General features: G+C 55.2%; 14 protein-coding genes. 8 read left to right on the plus strand and 6 right to left on the minus strand.

The window, feature by feature from the left end:
- Positions 1–397: 397 nt before the first annotated feature.
- The 4 genes from SH292x_RS23055 (at position 398) to SH292x_RS23070 (ending at position 9,033) form a co-directional block, all read left to right on the plus strand.
- On the plus strand, positions 398–2,536 hold the full coding sequence (locus SH292x_RS23055; RefSeq protein WP_442483378.1) for a heavy metal translocating P-type ATPase: 2,139 nt from the start codon (positions 398–400) through the stop codon (positions 2,534–2,536).
- Between the two features lie 541 nt (positions 2,537–3,077).
- Positions 3,078–3,980 (plus strand): hypothetical protein, encoded by a 903-nt coding sequence (locus tag SH292x_RS23060; RefSeq protein ID WP_442483379.1) that lies wholly within the window; start codon positions 3,078–3,080, stop codon positions 3,978–3,980.
- A gap of 78 nt (positions 3,981–4,058) precedes the next feature.
- Positions 4,059–5,225, plus strand: a complete 1,167-nt coding sequence (locus tag SH292x_RS23065) for an aminotransferase class V-fold PLP-dependent enzyme (RefSeq protein ID WP_442485882.1) — start codon at positions 4,059–4,061, stop codon at positions 5,223–5,225.
- A 622-nt stretch (positions 5,226–5,847) separates the two neighbouring features.
- Positions 5,848–9,033, plus strand: coding sequence for an HsdM family class I SAM-dependent methyltransferase (locus SH292x_RS23070; protein WP_442483380.1), 3,186 nt, complete (start codon positions 5,848–5,850; stop codon positions 9,031–9,033).
- Between the two features lie 281 nt (positions 9,034–9,314).
- On the opposite strand, the gene SH292x_RS23075 is transcribed toward SH292x_RS23070, so the two are convergent.
- The 3 genes from SH292x_RS23075 to SH292x_RS23085 form a co-directional block, all read right to left on the minus strand.
- Entirely contained in the window at positions 9,315–10,682 is a 1,368-nt protein-coding gene (locus SH292x_RS23075) for a hypothetical protein (protein WP_442483381.1), read from the minus strand.
- Positions 10,666–11,388 carry a hypothetical protein gene (locus SH292x_RS23080; RefSeq protein WP_442483382.1) on the minus strand — a complete coding sequence of 241 codons (723 nt, stop codon included), beginning with the start codon at positions 11,386–11,388 and terminating at the stop codon, positions 10,666–10,668. Before SH292x_RS23080 ends, SH292x_RS23075 begins: the two co-directional genes overlap by 17 nt.
- A gap of 286 nt (positions 11,389–11,674) precedes the next feature.
- Positions 11,675–11,905: a carbon storage regulator gene (locus SH292x_RS23085; protein ID WP_442483383.1), complete on the minus strand. Its 231-nt coding sequence runs from the start codon at positions 11,903–11,905 to the stop codon at positions 11,675–11,677.
- Between the two features lie 308 nt (positions 11,906–12,213).
- Between SH292x_RS23085 and SH292x_RS23090 the strand changes: the two genes are divergently transcribed.
- The 3 genes from SH292x_RS23090 (at position 12,214) to SH292x_RS23100 (ending at position 13,865) form a co-directional block, all read left to right on the plus strand.
- Entirely contained in the window at positions 12,214–12,777 is a 564-nt protein-coding gene (locus SH292x_RS23090; protein ID WP_442483384.1) for a hypothetical protein, read from the plus strand.
- 385 nt (positions 12,778–13,162) lie between these two features.
- Entirely contained in the window at positions 13,163–13,432 is a 270-nt protein-coding gene (locus SH292x_RS23095; RefSeq protein ID WP_442483385.1) for a hypothetical protein, read from the plus strand.
- Positions 13,425–13,865, plus strand: a complete 441-nt coding sequence (locus SH292x_RS23100; protein ID WP_442483386.1) for a PIN domain-containing protein — start codon at positions 13,425–13,427, stop codon at positions 13,863–13,865. The genes SH292x_RS23095 and SH292x_RS23100 overlap by 8 nt, the downstream gene beginning before the upstream one ends.
- A gap of 15 nt (positions 13,866–13,880) precedes the next feature.
- Here SH292x_RS23100 and SH292x_RS23105 read toward each other — a convergent pair whose 3' ends face one another.
- Both SH292x_RS23105 and SH292x_RS23110 read right to left on the minus strand, forming a co-directional pair.
- Positions 13,881–14,705: a bifunctional DNA primase/polymerase gene (locus SH292x_RS23105; protein ID WP_442483387.1), complete on the minus strand. Its 825-nt coding sequence runs from the start codon at positions 14,703–14,705 to the stop codon at positions 13,881–13,883.
- Positions 14,706–14,793: 88 nt separating this feature from the next.
- Positions 14,794–15,117, minus strand: a complete 324-nt coding sequence (locus SH292x_RS23110; protein ID WP_442483388.1) for a hypothetical protein — start codon at positions 15,115–15,117, stop codon at positions 14,794–14,796.
- 663 nt (positions 15,118–15,780) lie between these two features.
- Between SH292x_RS23110 and SH292x_RS23115 the strand changes: the two genes are divergently transcribed.
- Positions 15,781–16,041, plus strand: a complete 261-nt coding sequence (locus SH292x_RS23115; protein ID WP_442483389.1) for a hypothetical protein — start codon at positions 15,781–15,783, stop codon at positions 16,039–16,041.
- Between the two features lie 507 nt (positions 16,042–16,548).
- Here SH292x_RS23115 and SH292x_RS23120 read toward each other — a convergent pair.
- Positions 16,549–21,159, minus strand: a complete 4,611-nt coding sequence (locus SH292x_RS23120) for a hypothetical protein (RefSeq protein WP_442483390.1) — start codon at positions 21,157–21,159, stop codon at positions 16,549–16,551.
- Positions 21,160–21,250 lie beyond the last annotated feature (91 nt).

The raw sequence follows: 21,250 nt of genomic DNA on the forward strand, positions 1-21,250 counted from the left end.
GTAGAATCGGTAGAGGTTGCCACTGTAGTTTACACGAATGGGGTGTCGGAGGCAAAGTCTGCCTGAGTTACCGATATTCCGCTAGCATTGTAGAACAAGTTTGCTCCAGACCGAGTTTCTGACGTCGAACGTCCGGAGTAGTCGCTATTGCGAGGCTGTGACAGCTGTCATCGATCACGCCCAGAGCCCCATGAGCGTCACCATGGCATTTGCCATCCCAATCACGAAAAGTCCAAGTGGCATTCTCCCCCTCCGACTGACCCGGGTCACTGATCGTCCGTTGGATTCCTGGCATCTTCAGCGGCACGGGCACTTGAATCAGACGCGAGTCGCTTGAGCCTCGACTGCGTCATGGAAAATCATTCACATGCGTCTGTTTTAGAGGAATGGCTAGAGAATGAATAATCCACAGGAAATACAACTCCGCATCCATGGAATGGATTGTGCTGAGGAAGTTCGCTTGCTCAAACGCGAATTGCTGCCATTGGTCAAGACAGAAGAGCGTCTCAGATTCGATCTGCTTGAGGGCAAGCTAACACTCACAGTCTTGCCACACGAGGCTACAGAAGGCGACATCCTCGCGGCGGTCGAGAGAACAGGCCTCCGGGCTGAACGCTGGGGCGATCAGACCACAGCGCAAAGCGGCGTTTCTTTCTGGGACCGGCACCAGAGGACACTTCTTACTGCAGCAAGCGGACTGTTCGGCTTGGCGGGAATGATTGTGCAGCTGTATGCCACGGAGCAAGATGTGGATGTTCCCGTCCTTGCAATTGCGCTGTATAGCTTCGGAATTGCCGCCGGACTGTGCATGGTGCTGCCAAAAGCATGGCGGGCTCTCGTTTCACTTCGACCGGACATGAACTTGCTGATGTCGGTTGCAGTGGCGGGCGCAGTGCTTATCGACGAATGGTTCGAGGGAGCCACCGTAGCCTTTCTCTTCTCGCTATCGCTGCTGCTTGAGTCGTGGAGCGTCGGGCGTGCCAGACGAGCTATCGCTGCACTGATGGACCTCTCCCCTCCGATCGCTCACCTTCGCGATCAATTGGGAAATGTCACCGATGTTCCACCGTCTGAGGTATCCGTTGGCGCATCGGTGATCGTGCGGCCAGGCGAAAAGATTCCGCTGGACGGAATTGTGACCAAGGGTGCGAGCGCTGTCGATCAAGCACCGATTACCGGCGAGAGTGTCCCCGTTGAAAAGGAGGTGGGGGACGAAGCCTTTGCCGGCACAATCAACGGGGACGGACTACTTGAAATCGAAACGACTAAGGGTGCCGAAGACACGACACTGGCCCGTATCATTAAGATGGTCGGAGATGCGGGGTCAAAGCGTGCACCTTCCGAGCAATGGGTCGAAAAGTTTGCCGCAGTTTATACGCCCGTTGTCATGGGCATTGCGCTGCTGGTGTTGCTCCTTCCTCCACTGATGCTAGGCGGTCAGTGGGGCGATTGGCTGTACCGAGCGCTTGTGCTGCTCGTCATTGCCTGCCCATGCGCCCTGGTGATTTCAACTCCGGTAAGCGTGGTTGCTGCTCTCGCCGCAGCCGCCCGCCACGGAGTTCTTATTAAGGGAGGCGTCTTCATCGAATTGCCGGCACAGCTTAACGCCATCGCGATGGATAAGACTGGTACTCTGACGCTTGGAAAACCGGCCGTCATCGATGTGGTGCCAATGCATGGCCATAATGAGGACGAGCTGTTGATGCGAGCTGGTGCTTTGGAACTTAACAGTAACCACCCGTTGGCCCGTGCGATTGTGGAAGAGACCAGACGGCGGGGGATGAGCTTTGATGCTGCTCAAGACTTTGAGACCATCCAAGGAAAAGGCGCATCCGGCACGATTGACGGAAAGCGATACTGGTTGGGCTCTCATCGATTTGTGGAGCAGCGCGGCCAGGAAAGTCCCGAGGTTCACGAGCAACTGCAAGCCATGCAGGGCGCCGGTCGAAGTGTGGTGGTTGTAGGCAACGATGAGCATGTCTGTGGCTTTATATCACTTGCCGATGCAATTCGGGCTGAAAGTCGACAAGTAGTCCAGCAGCTTCACGACGCCGGCATCAAACACATCGTCATGCTCACCGGTGACAATGCGGGAACGGCGAAGGCGGTCGCCAAGGAAGCAGGAATCGACGAAGTTCAGGCCGATTTGCTGCCAGAAGACAAAGTAGCCGCGGTCGAGAGACTGGTGCAACAATACCAGTTTGTGGCCATGATCGGCGACGGCGTCAACGATGCTCCAGCGCTCGCACGTGCTTCCCTAGGCCTTGCGATGGGAGCCGTAGGAAGTGACGCAGCTATTGAAACTGCCGACATCGCCCTGATGTCTGACGATCTGACAAAGTTGCCATGGCTGATTCACCACTCTCGCCGAACCTTGCGAGTTATTCGCCAGAACATCGCCTTCTCATTAGCCGTGAAGGCAGTCTTCGTCGTCCTAACGTTTGTCGGCTTCGCCTCACTCTGGGCCGCCATCGCTGCGGATATGGGCGCCTCCCTGTTGGTTATCGCGAATGCTTTACGCCTGCTGAAATCGTAAAATGGGCGCACCACAACGATCGGCTTGGCCTCGATCCAGTGGAATTGACTCATGGTTGTTGGAGGCACTGCGGTGCCGATAGCGTCCCCATCAGAAGCCGTTGCTGGGCTACGGTGCCGGGCGGATCCTAAAGTACACCGCATATCACCTCCCTGCTTGCCAGTTCCTGAGGGCGTCGCATTTCTCAGTTGCAATAAATCGGGTGTATCAGAATGTGCAGTAGTGGGACACGTTGCCCATCTCCGACTAATCTACGACTTCGTACGCTGCAACATCGGGCCTTCTGAGCACCACGCACCCCCTGCCGCATTTGCGGTGTCTGAACTAGCTCAGAAGGCTTTCGGCAAATGTGTCGGATGGTTCGATTCCCGGAGTGCCAATTGCTGCAAAGTCGCGCCAGTTAATGACTTAGCGTGACATGCGGTATCGGGGCGGCGGCTCCGACGACACGATCCCTCAGTCCACACGCCCTGACAGAAAGGCCAAATGGGTCCTAACTCCTCTGCTTGCCATTGGGCCTAATTTGCTATAGTGTCACCCCATGACGCGTCGTCGCAGCATCTTCTCTAGCCCGCTATTGTTGGGAATTTCCCTACTAGGATCCCTCATCGCAGGGATCGTTGGCCTATCGGCGTCTCTCTCCGTTCAGATCGCCGTCCTGGGGGTGTTGGTCTCCATCTTGGCAGGGCTGTTGTTCACTTGGCTTGACGAGCAGGCCCGCCGAGACGTGGGCCGGGCGGATTTGGGCGGCGTCGCACGTGTCGTGGATGCGCTCCAGGATGACCCGGAGCTAGCTGGTGAATTGCGTCGGATATGCAATGCGTTTCTAGCTCTTGCGGAACAAACGGACCCCGTATTTCGTGCCGCCGTCCTTACTAGGCTTTTAGCCTTGGGGAACGAGTTGGAGCTGGTGTCGCGTGGCAAGATTACCTTTCGCGAAACAGAGTCGTGGCGGGCGGCCTACCGCGATCTGCTTCAAGATAAGTCCTTGCGGCTCTATCGGTCTGTTGCGTGGGTCAAATCCCCTTCCTACTGGCAAGACGCTCCCGGTCGGCAAAGTATCCGTGCCAACTACGATGCCATGAATCGTGGCGTCCTCATTGAACGCATCTTCATCCTCCCGGCTGAGTTGTGGCCCGCCGGACAATTGTTACCCAATGAAATTGTCCTCCCCTGGATCATGGACCAGTACAACCATGGGGTGTGGGTACTGTTGTGTCTGGAAGCAGACATCGCGGCCGAGCCCGACCTGCCGCTGGATTTCGGCATCTACGGAAACTCAGCCGTTGGTAGGCAAGACATGGACGACGACTGCCGTACACGCGAATTTTTGCTTGAATTCAATCCGGAAGCCGTGAAACTGGCGGAAGATCGCTGGCGACGATTAACGTTGCACGCGACGCCCCTTCGCACGCTACTAGACGGCGAGCATGACAAACCCTAACATAGTGTACAGCGATGCATCTATTCGTGACCTCGCCGCTTCACCATGCCAGCGCCTGTCTATCTCGACACCGCCAGAATGGGCAGAATCTCGCCCACGGCGAGGGCGATCCAAACAGACTATCTACGCTTTGCGGGCGAGCACGGTTGCCCCCCCGCCATCTCTGATCTATTAGTCCATGGGGGGCGAGATTGGTCGGCCGCTTTAAAGCGGCGGTTTCCCTTCCTAGCGGGCTGGCGTGGCGTTCGATCGCTGAAGCGGCGGATTCGCCAAGTCGTTGGTGCTCCGCGTGACTCCGCCGTGATGTTGACTAGCCGCACCCATGCTTTGATGGAGCTGGCGGCTTATTTGGTACTTCGAAACTGTGACACGGTGCTGACGGTCGATCTCGCCTGGCCAGCCTATCGCGAGGTACTGCAAAACGTTGCCTCCCAGCTGGGACGAAACCTCGTCACGGTGAACCTCAGGGCCCTGGTGCTTCAGGGTGCCTCCGTCGAGACAGTCGTTTGCTCCGTCGTGGAAGCGTTTCATAAGTCTCACGCGTCGGGTCTCTTTCTTCCGGCGGTAAGCCACGATGGCGTCCAATTGCCGATCGACAAAATCACCACTGGCTTGAAGGCGTCGAGCGATCTGCGTTTTGTCTTGGTTGATGGTGCACAGCATCTGGCTCACGGTGATCTCGATCTGGCGGACATGGACTGTGACTTTTATCTTGCCGGAACGCACAAATGGCTGCGGAGTCTTTATCCGCTCGGGGTGGCCGCCTATGGACACCCCCGGTCAAGGTCCATGATCAAAACAGTCATCAACGAACTGTTGACCGCGGGGATCGTTGATGATCCCCTCTTAAGGTTTACTTCGCAGCTGGAGAATGCGGCCTTGAGTGGCCCCACAGAAACGATCAATCTCTCAGGCTTGCTGTCCGCACACGGTGCCGCCGTGGATGCCTCCCCCTCGCGTCTACGCGGCAAGGCCCTGTCCGTCCAATTGATGAACGGCGAGAAGGTAGGATTGCTGGCCGAACGGGCTGGGTGGCAAAGGATTCTCCCTGTCCAGTCGATGCGATCAGGAATTCTGCTACTGCGTCCACCAGGCGAGTACGGTTCTAGTCACGAAGATTTGAGGAAAACCTTAGAGTCTCGCGGCGTCGTTGCAACGACTTACGACGATGCTCTTGTCCGATTTTCCATGCCGCGGCGACGTCTGACCGAAAGTGCCCTGGGTACTATTCGTGACGCACTCTAGGTCGGTGGAAGAAGGCCCAAGACGTCGCTTTGGTCAGACCATACGGAAGAACTGTCCGATCTTAGGCTAACTTTCGAGCTGGTTCTTCATCAAGTATGATTGCGTTCCGAACGCTTTCAGTCGCGTAAGACTCTGGGCCCTAACCGACATCTGACGGTTCGATAACGGAGACCTACGCGGCTGATTTTTCCCTTATAAGGGCATGCCATGCGAGACGCTAGAAAGTGCGGGTGGTCGTCCGATGATCGCTACATCGACACCGCCAATTGGTTCTACCACTAGCCATCTTGCTGGCTTCGTCAACCGCTGGACTGCATACCTCGTGTCTTTCCTCAACCGACACACATCCCAGTCGATTTGAGTAGCGATCGCCTTCGTAGTAAACTCGCAACGAACAACGCTTCTTGAGTGGTTATAGGTCGACTGAAGACTTCTTCTTCGACTTTCTTTCATCATACCACGGCGTCAAGGTCCGCAAACTTCGCGGTTTCTTAGCCCAGTTTGCTGCTGCTTTGCTTCGCGTCCGCTCCGAGCGTCCGCAAAGACTCCACCTTGACCTGCCGTGTCTGGTGCCCGGTTACGGTCGAAGTGCGACCGCATTTTATAACCACAAGGAACAAACATGGATAAGAGAAACTCTATGATCTACATACAACGAACGATTGATTTTGATCGCCCAGCCAATAACGAAGTGCAGCATGTCGCGGAAACTACTTCCGAGCCGCCACCGGCTGACCAGGCTGGCAGCAAGCCGCTGTCGCTAGTCCGTCCAGACCGGCAGATTGTCTATCCTGAAGCTACGACCCACTACGACTGGCCGGATGCCAAGCTCCTTCACGACCACGACACGATCACCGTCGATCGCGTTGTGGATGACATCGATGGACCAGCCCATCGGTTTGTCATTAAACGGGGCGATACCGTCGAAGTCTACATCTCGGAAGGCAACTTGCATGTCGGGGAGGTAATCGGGATTAGTCACGCCCGGCAGGAAGCTCGAGTCGCTTGGGATGAAACGCTTGCAAAAGGAGGCTGGTTTCATGTAGGGCGAATTTATCCCGCTAGTGAGCCCGAGCCAGCACGACCCCCAAAAGGTCAGTCCCTTTCTAAAGTCATCGCAGCGGTCAATAGCAGGCACGCTGGCGAGCTTACAGAGGCAGACCGCGTTTCGCCGCCGAGCGTTCCGGTAACAACTGCTCTACTTCTTGATTTTCTAAGCCAGCACGCGGGGCGAGAGTTCTCCACCAGTGAGCTGCGACATCAATTTGGGTGCACGGGCTTTGACGCGAGCAACCCGCTTCTGAATCCTGTTCACAAGGTGCTTAAGGAGCTAAGGGATGCTGGGAAGATGCATGTCGTGGAGCCGCGATTTGGCGATCCTCGGGTTTCCGTCCTGGACTTACCCGGCACCGCGGCCGAACTCACCCTCTCTCACTGCCCCGATACTCTCTCGGGCTCAGAGGTTCGAAGGCTCTTCACCAAACACAAGCAGACCGTCGCCGAGTTTGCCACGCGATGCGGCTTCACTCAGAAACACATTCGGGAAGTCTTTGAGCGAGGCCTCGGTGAGCGAAACGCAGTAAGGGACTGGCTTGAGGCCATTTTGACTCCGGTCGCGACCTCTGCCGCTTCCACCGCTATGGCCACGCCGCCACCCGCAGACCTTGTGCCCTACACGTTTGAGGACTTCAAGAAGTTTCATGGCGAGTTTCGACGCGGCGGCATCACCTTTGATGACTACCGCCATCAGTTTGAGCGACTGCTTAAGAGTCGAGATTCCCTGAAGCAAGAGCTCATGTCCCGCTACAAAGCGAAGGAGATGGCTGTCCTTGCTTCCCGCTTCGGATCGTGGCACGCCAAACGCTCCACGAAGGAGGAGAACGCCGCCCACATCGTCCAGAAGATGCTCTCCGCATTTCTGCTGGATGGATCCGTCACGTATCAGCCACTTGGTGGCGAGACCTACGAGGAGGCTATCACCAAGAAGGTACGAGCCCTAGACGCTGGCCAGTACGCCCGAACTTTTGAGAAGTGGCAGGAAGAGTCCCTAGCACAGGAGAAGGCACTCACTAATCCTGAGACGTTCGCAGAGTTTCGCACCTTTATCCTCGACAAAGGAGAGGACGCACTAAGCGATGAGCAGCTGGCCCGCTACGACGCCATGCACGCTGATGTCACTCGGGAAAGACGAGCGAGCGCGCTCCCTGCCACCGTCGCCAGATTTCAGAGCGAGGATCTGCAAGGAATCAGCTTCCAGATGAAGGAGGGATTCCACGACAAACGCCAATGTCCTCTCTGGATCGTGCAGCTTGAGACCCGCGTCGAGCGAGACGCATTTAACGAGCTCAACCGTAAGGCCAAAATGCTCGCGGGCTGGTATTCGAGCTTCAAGAAATCGGACGCTGGCTTCCAGTTTCTGGATAAAGACAACGCAGATAAGTTCTGCTCGCTACTGGAGGGGGACGCCGACCGCACCGAGGTGGTGGAGGCAAGGCGGGAACGAAGGGAGCTTACGGCCGCAGAGCGGCTGCATGAGCTCGCTACCGAGCTTTGTGCCCGGGCAGAAGAGACCATCGAGCGGAGCAACGAGTCCCTGCAGAATACGGCCAGGCGTGCAGATATCCAGGCAGGCGTCCGGGGGCGAGCCTACTCGGACCAGGCCATGGCACGCACGCTTCACTCGATTGCAGAAGCCCTCTCTCGCGGCGAGGCACAGTACCTCGATGGGATCCGGCACAAGACGCACGCCGAAACGCTAGACGCGATTCTTCGCCGGGCCAAGTGGGAGCGAGTGCGGGCCCACAAGAGAGACGCTGGTGAAAGTACCTATGAGCACGGCCGCCGCCGTGACCGCATCGAGAACGAGCCTATGGGGCTCGCGACGGTACGAATTGCTGAGTACCCCTACCCACATTTCTACAAACGCACGCTCCAAGAGCTTGTCACGGCCGGACTGAACAAAAGCGGCATGAAACAGGCCGCTCAGAAGATGCAAAAGCGACTCTCCTACGAGAAGGAGGACTACATCACCTTTAAGGCAGAGCACGATATCACGTCCGTCTTTGATTTCATCGATCGGGCGAAGGCAGCAGGTCTAAATGTTGAACGTGCCACGCAGTCCATCGAAGAATACAACCGGCTTCAGCGGGCAGGAATTGCTGATATCCATGAGCTCAGAGCTGCCCTTCGGGAGTACCTCGGACATCGCGGCGAGGCCCGCGGAGACTCACCCATTCTCATCGCAGAGCGAGAGCTTATCGGGAAGAAGCTGCCCGGCTTTTTTCCAACCCCGCGACCCATCATTGAGCAAATGCTTGAGCTGGCGGCAATCGACGCCGAGCATCGAGTTCTTGAGCCATCGTGCGGCAAGGGAGATATCCTGGACGCCATCAAAGACGCATGCCCTGAAGCGACGCTTTACGCGATCGAATGGAATCGAACGCTATCGGACGTGCTGTCCGCCAAAGGACACGAGGTTGCGTTTGGAGACTTCCTTGAGCATAACGGCGACTACGATCGGATCCTAATGAATCCGCCGTTTGAGCAAGGTGCTGACATGGCTCACATTCAGCATGCCTATTCGCTCTTGGCACCTGGCGGACGACTTGTCTCTGTCATCTCGGAAGGTCCGTTCTTTCGCTCCGACAAACAGAGTACGGAATTTCGCCAGTGGCTTGATGAAATAGGCGGCGAGATAGAACAGCTGCCGGAAGACGCCTTCCAGGGCCGCGACGCGTTTCGGGAGACAGGCGTTCGCACTCGACTGGTAATCTTAAGTAAAGAGCAACCTGCCTACGTGGTGGGCTGAACTGTTGAATGCGACGGCACCCTCAGCGAAGACGCGATCGCGGTACCCTGCCTGCGGGACCTGCTCTATGAGTTGTTTCTTTTCGTTGGGCTGTTGGTGGGCAGGGTCAGCGGCTTAGCGGCCGCGTTCTGAAACTTGGTTGGCATTCGCGATCGGTGTTGGTCGGCGAATGATTGCACCGTTGAGGGAATTCGCGACTTCGTGGTTATCCAGCTGGACTAAGACGCCATCGACGAGGACCGAGACAAAAGTCAACGACCGCCGCAGGGGCCGCTACGTGCTCACTCCGGTAGCTCGAAAGGCATTGTATTCGACTGGGAGACCGTAGCTTTTACCTCAGCTCTCGTCGCCGGAGGTAGACCCCATTGCGAGAACAGTTTGTCATGCACGGGAGGCTTCACCGAGACCACTAGCTGCTCTGCATCTCCCTTGACATGGATTGGAATGATCGCGAAGTGCACTGACGATGCTCGAGACATATGGGGAACGAGTCGATATGTAATCTCTATATTCGCAGGCCCCACTTGCTGCACTCGATCTAGATGCACGTAATAGCCACTTGGTAGCGAGTAGAAGATCACGCTGATCGATTGATCTGCCGGCACGGTCTCTGGAACGTCGCATTGTCCACTGGCGATGCGTTCGAAGTTCTCCAGCGCCGTCTTTCCGGTACCAGTTACGGCAAACGCCTGGGGCGTATTACTTTCTCTCAACGGTCCGTTATTCAAGGCGTTCTTTATGGCGACCACACTGGAGCTGCGATATCGCCTCGCTACTTCTATGCGTTGCTCTTCCGCCAAGTCCCGTGGGGTGCGGCCGAAGCTTGCTGGATCAAGCTCCCGGACATCCCGGGTTCGGGGCATATCCAGCGCCCAGACCTCGTCGAGTGCAACGAGACCTTCATCTCCGGCAGCTCCCAGCGTGGGAGTGAGGACCGGTTGACCGGTGTCCCCATCCACAGTTGCAGCCACCTCAAAGATGGTATCCCCCGGCACCAGTCTTTCCGAGACGGATTTTTCCACCGGAACGAATCCCTGTTTCACGTATTTGGGCTCTAGCGGCAGTTGCTGGAACTTCACGGAATACTCGCCCGCCGGTAAATCCCCCAGCGGGATCAAGGCAAAATCGACCGTGGCCTGCGGATCGGAAGATGGCACGAACCGGTATTCCACGAAAGTCTCCCTTCCTTTCTGCGTCACGCTCACGATTTCGGCCTCGTAGCTGCTGACAAACCGGCAGAAGACCAACTGCACTTCCGTCCCAAACACCGTCGACTTCTTATCGAATAGCCCGTCCGCCTTCTGCAAGGCGGTGAATGCCCGCGCCGCAGCGAGCTCGGGTGGTCCCGACACCACGAGCGATTGCATCGGCCCATTTGGTCGAGCAGTGAGCGCTCTGGTTATTCGCTCCGCCAGGAACGGCTTCCTACCCATCTTTTCGGCGGACTTGGAGAGGAGTTCGTCGAGATCGCTCGTCCCTGGCATGCCCAGCGCAAACACCTTACTGATGGGGATGGCGTGGCCCCCCTCTTCTGTCTGCCGCTCTCCGGCGGCACAGATCGACGTTACCCACAGGATCGCGAGCAGCAGATGGGGACGCATGCGGAGTAGCTCCCCTTGGTCTTCGGTATCTTCAATCGCGATCGACATCTTCTTTTACCTCGAACGTGAATGACGAGCACACGCTCTTGTGGCCGTCATTAAGTACCGTTACCCGTTCTCCATCCTGGTGAACAGGAGGCAATCTCTCGATAAGCACTTTTCCAGTACCCGCTTCGAGCTTGCCCACAGGGATAATGGCGAAATGACTTGTTACGTCAGTTGATTGATGAGCCACGTAATGGTAATCGATGCGAATGCGATTCTCGCTCTTTAACACGCGATCAAGCTCTACATAACGACCACGGGCATAGGAGAAAAACACAAGCGAGAGCTCCTTATGAGCGGGCACTTCCGCTACGGCCGGACGTTTGCCACGGGGATCCTTCTCGTAGAGCTCCAGCTGCTCCACCACTTGCCGCAAGGCAGACAATCCCGTTCTCTCCACGAGGAATGCGGGGGGAGCCTGTTCATCTGGTTTCAGCCTCTTTGTGAGAATTCGTTGCACCTTAATGGACAAGGATTCTTCTAAGAAGCTCTGCGAAAAGGATTGTTTCCAAAGGTCCTTTTCCAGTTCCCGAACATCCCGTGTTCCGGGCATATCTAGGGCCCATACGTCCTTCAGGGGAATGCCGCTAGAGTCAACCGTGGGTGCCTGTGGTGTTTCGGCGGCGAGCGTACTGGCGGCAAGAATGGCCGCTAAGAATATTGGACGTATCATCAACGCCTTCTTTCTGTGTTGAAGCTCGATCAACACCCTCTGGCCCTGGCGTGTATCCTACCGAAGCCACCGTGAAGGTCAATCGTGTACATTGGGTATAGGCGGTGCTTTCTATGGGCCGGATCGGGAGATATCGCAAGGGATTCTAAAGCTTAACGGTAAATCCTACGTTCGGCTGAATGCGTTCCCCATCCGTTTCCATCAGCCGCTGCCATCGCTGCCGCAACTCGTCCGCGCGACCTTAGGCGTGCTAGATCATCTGCTCACCCGGATTGCCCTGGCCAAAGAATTGCCCGACCGGGCACGCAGTCGCTGGGAGTACTTACTCGACTCTGATGGCGACTTCCACTGGTGCGACTGAAGCCTTATCCCTATCCTCAGCTCCGTGTGGAGCATCCAAGACTTCACCTCGACACACCGGAGCTGTGCTCGGCACCTCCAGGGAAAACTCAACTCGATCTCCTACGATCCGATGAATCGCCACCACGGCCTCGCCGTGCCCAGCGATCTCGATGCGGATGCTTTGTCCGACTTCGCGACTCATCACGACCATGGTTTACTCCCTTTCTTGCGGAACATTACCCTCTATTTCAGTTGGCTCATCTTAGCACACGCAGTCAGTTCGCAGAAATGCAGGAACCTTCGCGATAGCGTGATAGCACTCGTCATTGACTCTGGCCGTCAGACTCACTCGGCTCTTTTGGATGGTAGCACGGCATTCAAGGTCTGCTCGCCTAAAGCGCAAACCGTTTGCTCGCTCGCTGCTTTGCTTACAGCAAAGCCTCCACCTTGACTTGCCGTGCGGGGCGGTCACAGAGCCGAGTTTCGGCTTACAACATTTACGTAATCATGGAGAATACAATGAGCATCACCGTAGCAGAGAAAACGCACTGGAAAGAACGCATCGCACAAAAGATCGAGCGTGCCATTAAAGAACTCGTCGCCAAGCACGACCCGCAGTACTTGGAGCGCATAGCCAAGGAAGCCCGAGAGCTCGCGATCGAGCTGCTTGGAGGTACAGACACTGTCGCTAGATTGAGGAACCTGCAAGAGAAGCAGAAGGCATTGGAAACCGACATCGATAACATCCAGAGCGAACTTGCCGCGATCGCTACGAAGCACGGAGCGACGCCGAGTAGAACTTATTACGGTTCACGAGATGACGCCGCACTATGGCAGCAGGCCGTTGATACTCGTCAAGAGGCAGCAGAACGGACTCTACTTCTCAAAGACTTCCTCGGTCAACAGATTCTTAAGCTTCGTGGGGAGCAAGAATCGCTACTCGACACCGTGTGGCTCAGCACATCAAACGCCCAGATACGAGAGCTATGGAAGAACGTGACTGATCTAGTCTCCGGAGAACTGTCGGAACTTCAGAAGAAGGTGCTGCTTCAAGCCACCGACTCTCAGGAGGGCGGCAAATGACAACATTAGACCGTTTACGACACGACACAGCCCCGCTAGCGGGGCGGATCGCTGATCGCATCCATGTTTTGGCCAAGGAGTACCACCGCCTGCGTTGCGGCATCGTTGCAGAACAACTCTCCTGCGATGAGCACACCAACCTGCTTGAAATCGAAGCCAAGCTCAACGCCTTTGGAACCCTCCTAACGGTTCCCGACGTGGGAAAGTTCCTTCGACACGAAATCAGGGACGCCAGAGCCTATCTTCGTTGCACCCGCCTCAGGCTGAGCGTTAGCTCTCCTAGAGGCCGTATAGACGATAGAGGCACAGAATGAGTACTCCACCTTTAGCGGTAAAACTTGACGCCCGATCCGGCTCTGACGTACACTTAAGGAAGGAGCATACCATGGTCATTCACATCGAAATCCCCGAACCCTTAGCCGAGAAAGTATCTCTGGCAGCCAAAGCACAGGCGAAATCCGCCCACGACTTTGTGCTCGAAGCGGTGGAACACACGCTGGCAGGCTCGTCTTTCCCGGAGATGCCAGTCAACGGCACCTCTAATGATGACCCCCTCCTTGGGCTCTTATCGCACGACCCTGAGCTTGCAACCTTCATCGAAGACTCGGCCATGCACGCTCGCGAAGCCCGGCCATTGAGAACGGTCTGTGACTAAGTCTCTCTTGGATACGGACATTCTGTCGGAGATTCTCAAGAACCGGGATCCCGTAGTCGCCTCTCGCGCTACGGCCTATCGCAGCGAATTTGGTCACTACACCATTTCGTGCATCACGGTGATGGAAGTCGTTTGCGGATACAAGAGAGCTCGTAAGCTGGACCTTCTGGATGCATTTCGGGAACGGCTCGATCACGTCGAAGTTTTACCCTTCTCAAGAGCTGTCGCTGACCTCGCGGGGCTCATCGATGCGGACTTGCAGAGCTCTGGGCAAGTCATCGGACGGGCTGATCCAATGATTGCCGCCATCGCGATCGAACATAACCTGACGCTTGTCACCGGTAATACGGACCACTTCTCGCGTATCAGCGCTTTGGGCTACGCACTTCGGCTCGATAACTGGCGAACGTCGCCTGGCACCGAGCCGTCTTAGGCGACGCGAGCACTCTCACCGCAACGAATCGAAGGCCGAGCAGATCTTGTGCTCGAGTTCTTTTGCAGACCAAGGCGGGGAGGCATTGGTTTCGTTCCAATCGGATAGTATCGCTAGTGATTCCTCTTTGGAGAGACCCGCATCCCGCAGCTTACAAGCTGCCCTGAAGGTGGCGTTGTGCCCACCCTCGCCCCCAATGGCATGAATCTTTCCAATGTAGGCGATAGCGTTTCTAACGCTCCCAACAAGCTTCCGTCCACGCAACCTTGATTCGCTCGCTTTCTCTGCGATCCACGCAGCATCGAAGCATGGAAGTATCGTGTTCGTATCGTAGGCCTGCCAAAGGTACTTTCTGCCGCTTGGATGACCTGACGGCGGAGCTGTGGCATAACCCCCTTCACCCCGTATATCAACCTTTCTTTTAAGCACACCCGTTCGATTGCGAACCTCTCCCTCTTCGGGCATGGCGTAGTAGAAATGAACTCCCCCGCCACCAGTCAGTGCAACAAGCGGCGAGCTTGGAAAGTTCTTAGACCAGAAATCGGCGTCACCTTCTGAGTCGCAGTCCACGACCACGATCCCCGAGAGCCTACCGGTCACCACACCTATTCCACTCGGCGGACGCACAGCATTCGAAAACCATGCTGCTACTTCGTTTGAGTCAGGGAGTCTCGTTTGATATTCCTTCCAGGACGGAATGGACGGTTGTTTTCCAAGAAGCGGGATCAAAGACCAGCCTCTCCTGAGGTACTCGTTTGCGGATACAGCGAGCGAAGATAGGCAGTCATCGTGATCGATGCTGCCTCTTTGGTTTTCGATAGGCTTTGGTTTTGACCACATACTCGACCGGACAAAAGAGCCCCAGCGATGCACGTTGTATCGAGGGGCGAAAACATCGTCGCGCTAACTACATGAATACGATCGCTTCCTAGAAGCTATCGATATCCCCTTTTCGCGAGCGGTAGTCCGCTTCCATTCGCGATTGGATGAAAGCATCCGCCGCTTCAAAAAGCTTTGCCGCCCGCAAACAGTCACCGCCTCCGAGGTACTCCGTATTTTCCCATTCTGAGTTCTCGTCTCGCTTAAACGAGCGAGTCAGCTTCACGCTGAAGTTTGGCGGACCGTTCTCGCTGGGAAACTCGAACACAGCTACTGTTAGCGGAAAGCCTTTTTTCGTCCATACGGGACGCTGCTTTTTGCTACTGTCACTTACTCCATTCCTCTCAACCCGACTCTTCGTTTGGGTAGCCATTGTCGGCTCCTTTCACCTGCAAACCTCCACGCAAAAACCAATTCAAAACCCACATGCCTTGCGTGCATCGCATTGGGCTTTCCACCGCCTGTCATGCAGTCGGTCGAAAGCCAAAAAGGAGCCACCCCAGATAGTACCACTTTGAGGTCGCTAAGCAACTAATTCCTTCCCACCTTCTCTGGGCATAGAAAAGTCCAATGGGAGACACCACCTGCATCGCCCCCGAGGCTTTCAGCAAGAGCGTCTCGTCAGTATTCTCCCCAGCCTTTGCAGTATTCGGACTTGGTCAGCAAGCGAAGCGCCTACCGTATTTTGCCCCTACGGAACTTCGCCTGTTGGAACCGCCTGATAGATAGCGATGCAGATACCCCTTCAGTTGGACAAGACGCCCCCGAGTTACCATCACTCCCCGCTTGCAGCATGACCGGCTTAGTTGCCCGTTACATTTTCCTATCTTCATTATGCAGGCCACAGCCGTCGGCAAGGTGCTCCGAGCTTGCGGCAAGCTTCACGCCAGGCCTTTGGCCTGTCACTTGCGTTGCCCTCGGCAAGCGTAGCGATCTCTTTTGCCTTCCAAGGCGTGGCCCCCTCCAACGGCGGTAACTCGCGTTTCATTCGCAGGGTGCGGAAACGCAATTTACCTTTAACCTTATGGAGAAAAACATGAAGAAGAAAAATGAAACAAAGACAGCAAACAAGCCAGTTCATCGCATTCGAGTTGGAGCGGTTTCGTGCAGCGTCTTCTTGAACAAAACCAAGGAAGGGAATGAGTTCCCATCTGCGATCATCAGCCGATCCTACAAGTCAGGCGATTCGTTCAAGGACTCAAACAGCTACGGTGCAAGGCACCTCGCTGAGCTTGCCGGACTTGTCGCCTCCCTGCAAAGCTGGATGGCGACAAACTACCCGGACGCCGCTAACTAGTGGCAAGCCCTTCGGGGCGACCCCAGGTCGGGATCTCCCGGCCTGGTTTTCTTGTTGCCGACAGCATGATCGGTCGAAGCGCCAGCGGAGCTTCCGTCCAAGAACCACCACGCTCGACGCTACTAGCAAGACCGCCGAAGATGGTTCAGGGACAGTCGCATTCGTTGTTAACCCGGAGCTACTACTTCTGAAGTTGTCTCGCCTGGCGGAGCAAGTCGGCGAGATTGACACTGCCATCCAGGTTTCCCTCCGCCCAGAAGCTGATTCGAGATCCGTAGCTTCTTTCCACTCGAGGTAATCGCCTTCGTCGACGAGGCCGTCGTCAATAAAATCACCCGCCAGATAGCCAGGAAGAGCGGGCGGCAAGTCAAATGCTTCTACGGCACCGGCACTGATAATCTGAGCTGAATAGCCCCAGCCACGGCGAGCGAATCACTCTCGCGTAGAAGAATGCTTGTTATGCTTGCACGTGGAACGTCAATCAACGCTATTTCCTCTGACGCTATCTCAACTATGCTCCTCGGCCGCAAAGTCGTCTCGAGGGTGACGATGCGGACAGGTGTCGCAATGCACTGACTTCATCGCGGCAACTGTTGACTCCAGATCATCGACCTCAATACTCAACTCATACCCCAACAGTGAGCACGCGGCGACATACATCGTCCTGAAAGTGTATGCGGTCGCCGGATGGCTCAAGTGGGAAAGGTTCTGAAGCGGCTGTAAATACTCACAATAGCAACGCTGCAGATCCTCGATTTGTGCAATCTTCCGAACATCGTCTTCGACAAACTCGCGTCTATCAGGCCCGAATCCGGTGGATGACATTATCAAATCAACGTACTCTTGAATTCCCTTCTCGTCCTCTGGCTTCAGAAACGGTTTATGTGCATCTGAAGTAGGCCCACTTTGAAGTGGATCATGCAATTCAAAGCTCTCTTGCTCTGCCAGCTGCGCTTCGTACAGACCGAGCGACCGGATACTCTCGATTACGTTGCCAAATTCTTCAATTGCTGCTTCGTCGTTGAGTCGCTTGGCCACAGTCAATCCGGCCATCGCGGGCTTAAGCACCAAGGCGGCGCTCGTGGTAGATGTTACCGAGCCAGCTGCCGTTACAGCGATTCTAAAGTCTGCGAGCGATGGTCGAAGCCAAATGTCTTCAGCACCGGTATCGCCGCATTGAATCAATAAGGTGGCACCCGTCATCTTGCGCGTCCCTCCACGCTCCATGCTGCAACTCCACACTTCTTGCCTCAGCCCTTGGGCGGCTGCCAGTTGTTCGATGCGATCTAACTCCGCATTATTTGCGACAATCTCCGCAATGACTGAGCTTTTTGATGCTGCAGCGTCCTCAATGGCCTGCCTAGCAATTGGGCTGTGCAGCTTCTTCTGGGTCTCCACGATCATGATTGCTCGCAGTAACCTGCGGTGCGCGTCCAAATTGCGCGCGCAAAGCTGACAGGTCGCGAGACGAATTCTCATGTACTCAAAGAGCTGCCCATCGCCCAGCAACGCGTCTACATGGGGTGTCAGCAGGAGGCGACACGTATCCTCAAGGGAGAAAATATCCCGTCGCCCTATCTCGGACGAGTGCCGCAACATCACGTAACACTGAGCGGCAGAATTCGCACTTAGCTGGTAAATACGGTCCCGCAACTTCACCATTGAAACGAAACCCGCTTCAGTGGCTTGACCTGACCGAATCGATTCAGCAAGAGATCGGACGAGCTGAAGGTTCTCTCGCGCTTCGGCAAGTGAAGTTTGCTCACAATCATCCAACAGCCCATTTACTCGATCTATTTCATTCACGAGCTCCTCGATGGCTTCGTGAGCACCTGGATGTATGATCAAATCGAGCAGACGAGTGCAGAGTGAATCAAGCGGCCTCGCCAGCCATTCTCGATCACTACAACGCTGAAGTGCGTACGACACTTCATCACAGATCTCGCCGATATTGCCAAACTTGCTCGAGATGTTCGCCAGCTCAATTGCAAACGCCTTAGTTGCTTCTAGCGGTGTGCAATCGTTCGGGGATAGTGTTTGTCTCAACTTCTTCAAAGGTGCACTAATAGCGGATTCATCGAGCTTATCTAGAACTTGGATCTCCTGTGCTAGACATCCGCGAATAAAATAAGTGTCCGTCGGTGCTATTTGGAGGTTTAGCCAGCTTAGTCGAAAGTGCCATTGGATGAATTGGCTTTCATACACCAACTTTGAAACTGCAAACCTATAGCACCAATACCAAGCGATCTCGCGCGCAATCCACATCGCATTCGATTCAATGGCTTGCCGGAATACTTCGTCGAGCTTCGTGTCAACACCAACTTCTCGGGAGTGGAAATATGCTTCATAAGTCTTACGCACAAGTTCGATTTGCGAATTCCTTACACCGGTGCTATCAATCGCCTCTATAGCTTTCTCCAGGTTTCCAAGGGCCTCTGCTTCATTCGGATCTGCAGAGGCGATTCGAACTACCCGACCTAGCTGATAGTCAACAACATAACTATAAAGGCCCGGTGGAGAATTTGCGGGAGCTTGTGAAAGCCATTCACTTGCGTATGCACCATATCGTGCCGAAAGCGAAATATCTGATATCTCGAGTGCGGACTCTAAGCTCAGCGTTGCGACCTGAGTTTTCAACTCGTCGGAGTTGCATTCAGAGAGTATTTCCTCAAACATCTTTATGGCTCGGTAGGGTGACCCAATTGCACTGTATGCGCGAGCCAACATCAGGGTCGGAGCCGTGGGAACCATCCCTTCCGCGTCGCCGCCGAGGTCCCTTAGTCCCAAGCTAAAGCCGGGTACTGGAGGTTCGGGCCCACCCGATTCCGGAGAAATCTTATTCACTACGGCCCAGGCTATCTGCCCCAGAGCGGGCCATTCGGGCCCGTTTCGATGCTTCATCAAAACATCATGGGCGCGGCGCAAGAAGTACACTGCCCTCGGATGCTTGGAGCCGTGAACATACATCGCCGCTGCTTCAAGGTAGCAGCGAGCTACAGACAGTTCGGCATGCGATTCATTCTTAAGGTGTGACTTTGCGGCCAACTGTGCATTACGAGCAGCTTGTTCAAAATCCCCCAGGCGCGCCTGACAAATCGCACGCATCAAATAGGATTCGGCGCGATCGTATTCAACATCCTCCGGCCAAAGCTGTAGTGCGATCTCATATTGAACCTCGGCGTCTACGAATGCACCATCACATCGAAGGGCATCACCGAGTGTATCGTGGACGTATGCACTAATTTTTGCATCCCCAAGAGTATATGCGGATTTAATGCGCTCCGCAGTCGATCGCGAGTCGCCTGGCACTCGAAGAATATCGATCTGCAAGCTGACCATCAGGGCCCCTAAAATTACTCCGACCTCGGGCTCGCTGTTCTCGTTCGCAAGCGTGACTAATGAGCCGACTACATCACAAGCCCGCCTAGCTGCTGGCGGATCGATGGCATTTTTATTCGCTATGTCGTTGAAAATGCACAACGCCACTGAACGCCACAAATCGTAGCCAAGCAACTCGTCCCAATATTGAGATTCGACTTGGCTGTCCGCCTTTCTCAAGAGGCTCTTTAGATGATCTAACGGATTCGATTTTCCATTCAAGAAGGAAGTGAGTATCAGATATTCCCTGAATCGAAGTGGAGGGATGCCCGACCCCTCCAGCTCATCATCTTCAAGATGGCTGGCCGCCTCCATTGCTTTCCTTGGAATTCCATGGCGCGATGCATGCATCAGCACGACGGCCCAGCCCAGCTGCAAGGTATGACGATCGATTGGCTCCACATCTAGCGCGAGCAACCGCTCAAGTTGAGACGCGGCATCCAACTCATCAGTTCTTAGGTGGAGTTCAGAGAATATGCGTGTAGCGATCGCAAACCATCGAATACGTCCATCAAGGGCTATGGAATCATCGTTTACAACATCGTTCAAAAGCGTCGAGAAGCGATTGATGAAAAACAGCTTCACGGCCTTTTCTGCTGGTCCTTCAGCCAGTGCAAGATAGTAAGTTGCGGCATTCAGCGCCTCTACTTTATCACCTGCAAGCAATAAATGCGTCACATGTGCTTCGACGTCGAAAACGTTGCGCGCGCCGCTCTCGTTCACCAAGCCGTCGGCAATGCATCTATGAAGTGCCTTTGTCGCCTGAGTTGACAACTCGCTGCCAAACGCATGGCGATAGATGTCAGGAAGTGCGTAGCGGCTCCGGGGTTGATGTTCAAACACTCCGAGAGCGCACTTGTTCCAGTGTGCGGGAAACTCCTCAATTGGAGGATCTAGCTCCGCAACTGACAGCCCGGTATTCCTATTAAATGGCCTGATCGCGACGGAGAGCCTGCGACACAGTTCAACCGCCATAGCATCCAATGAAGCTCTAAGTCTCTCCGTCATCCCTCCTTGAAGTGCCTCTAGGCTCGCGCCGAGGCCTATCTCTAGATTTTCTATAAACGTGCTTGCATTCTCGGAAGTGGCAATTGCACGAATTGTGGCATGACTTAAACGTAGCATTCCGAGATGGCCGTCTGTTCTTATTCGGAGAGCCTCTAATGCGGTAAGCTGCTCGGGAGTGAGCTCCCCGCCTAACTGCTCAAAGAGCGATTCAGTTTCGTTCGCGGCGAGGCCTGGGATACGCCACTCTGGTAGTGCTCGTTGCCTGACTGCCGTGCGAAATTGGGGCGCATCTACTCCAAGCAACAGTAGCCATACGGAGGGTGACGAGTCGGCACCTTGGAAGACGAAACTCAGTATGTCGAGCGAGTGACAGTATTGCGCATCATCAATAACGATCAGAGTTGGGAGCTTTCTACTTAGCAGGGACGATCGCAAGTCTGTCGGAGCAAAAGAGGGACTTCCCAGGAACTGCGCGAGTGCGTAACAAAACAGCAGGTACCAGGCTTCGGGGTTCGCTTCGGAACTTGGTACCGTAAACCAAAAGACGGTGCCTTGATACTCTGTAGCGAATTCTGCGACTGCAATGGTTTTCCCAGACTCGGGGTATCCTACCACCGCCACCACGGAGTGCGAATCAAACTCGCGCGCGAGACTTGAAAAGACGGAAGCTCTGGTGATGTGAACCGAGGGTAGAGGTGGAGGGTCAGCGGTGACGGTTGTCTCAAGGGCCATCGCCGGGGGGATACCTAGCTGACCGAACATAGAGATGCTTGACAACAAGGCATGCGGGTCTGCAGGTCGCGGAAGGGCTGGGATACCTTGC

The sequence above is a fragment of the Aeoliella fuhlenseeensis genome (genome assembly GCF_052161615.1).
In the GTDB taxonomy this organism is placed as follows: Bacteria; Planctomycetota; Planctomycetia; order Pirellulales; family Lacipirellulaceae; genus Aeoliella.

Bases quoted from the DNA above. Each gene is read 5' to 3' on its own strand.
- SH292x_RS23055 (WP_442483378.1), top strand. From the start codon at position 398: ATGAATAATCCACAGGAAATACAACTCCGCATCCATGGAATGGATTGT.
- SH292x_RS23060 (WP_442483379.1), top strand. From the start codon at position 3,078: ATGACGCGTCGTCGCAGCATCTTCTCTAGCCCGCTATTGTTGGGAATT.
- SH292x_RS23065 (WP_442485882.1), top strand. From the start codon at position 4,059: ATGGGCAGAATCTCGCCCACGGCGAGGGCGATCCAAACAGACTATCTA.
- SH292x_RS23070 (WP_442483380.1), top strand. From the start codon at position 5,848: ATGGATAAGAGAAACTCTATGATCTACATACAACGAACGATTGATTTT.
- SH292x_RS23075 (WP_442483381.1), bottom strand. From the start codon at position 10,682: ATGTCGATCGCGATTGAAGATACCGAAGACCAAGGGGAGCTACTCCGC.
- SH292x_RS23085 (WP_442483383.1), bottom strand. From the start codon at position 11,905: ATGGTCGTGATGAGTCGCGAAGTCGGACAAAGCATCCGCATCGAGATC.
- SH292x_RS23090 (WP_442483384.1), top strand. From the start codon at position 12,214: ATGAGCATCACCGTAGCAGAGAAAACGCACTGGAAAGAACGCATCGCA.
- SH292x_RS23095 (WP_442483385.1), top strand. From the start codon at position 13,163: ATGGTCATTCACATCGAAATCCCCGAACCCTTAGCCGAGAAAGTATCT.
- SH292x_RS23105 (WP_442483387.1), bottom strand. From the start codon at position 14,705: ATGTGGTCAAAACCAAAGCCTATCGAAAACCAAAGAGGCAGCATCGAT.
- SH292x_RS23110 (WP_442483388.1), bottom strand. From the start codon at position 15,117: ATGGCTACCCAAACGAAGAGTCGGGTTGAGAGGAATGGAGTAAGTGAC.
- SH292x_RS23115 (WP_442483389.1), top strand. From the start codon at position 15,781: ATGAAGAAGAAAAATGAAACAAAGACAGCAAACAAGCCAGTTCATCGC.
- SH292x_RS23120 (WP_442483390.1), bottom strand. From the start codon at position 21,159: ATGGCCCTTGAGACAACCGTCACCGCTGACCCTCCACCTCTACCCTCG.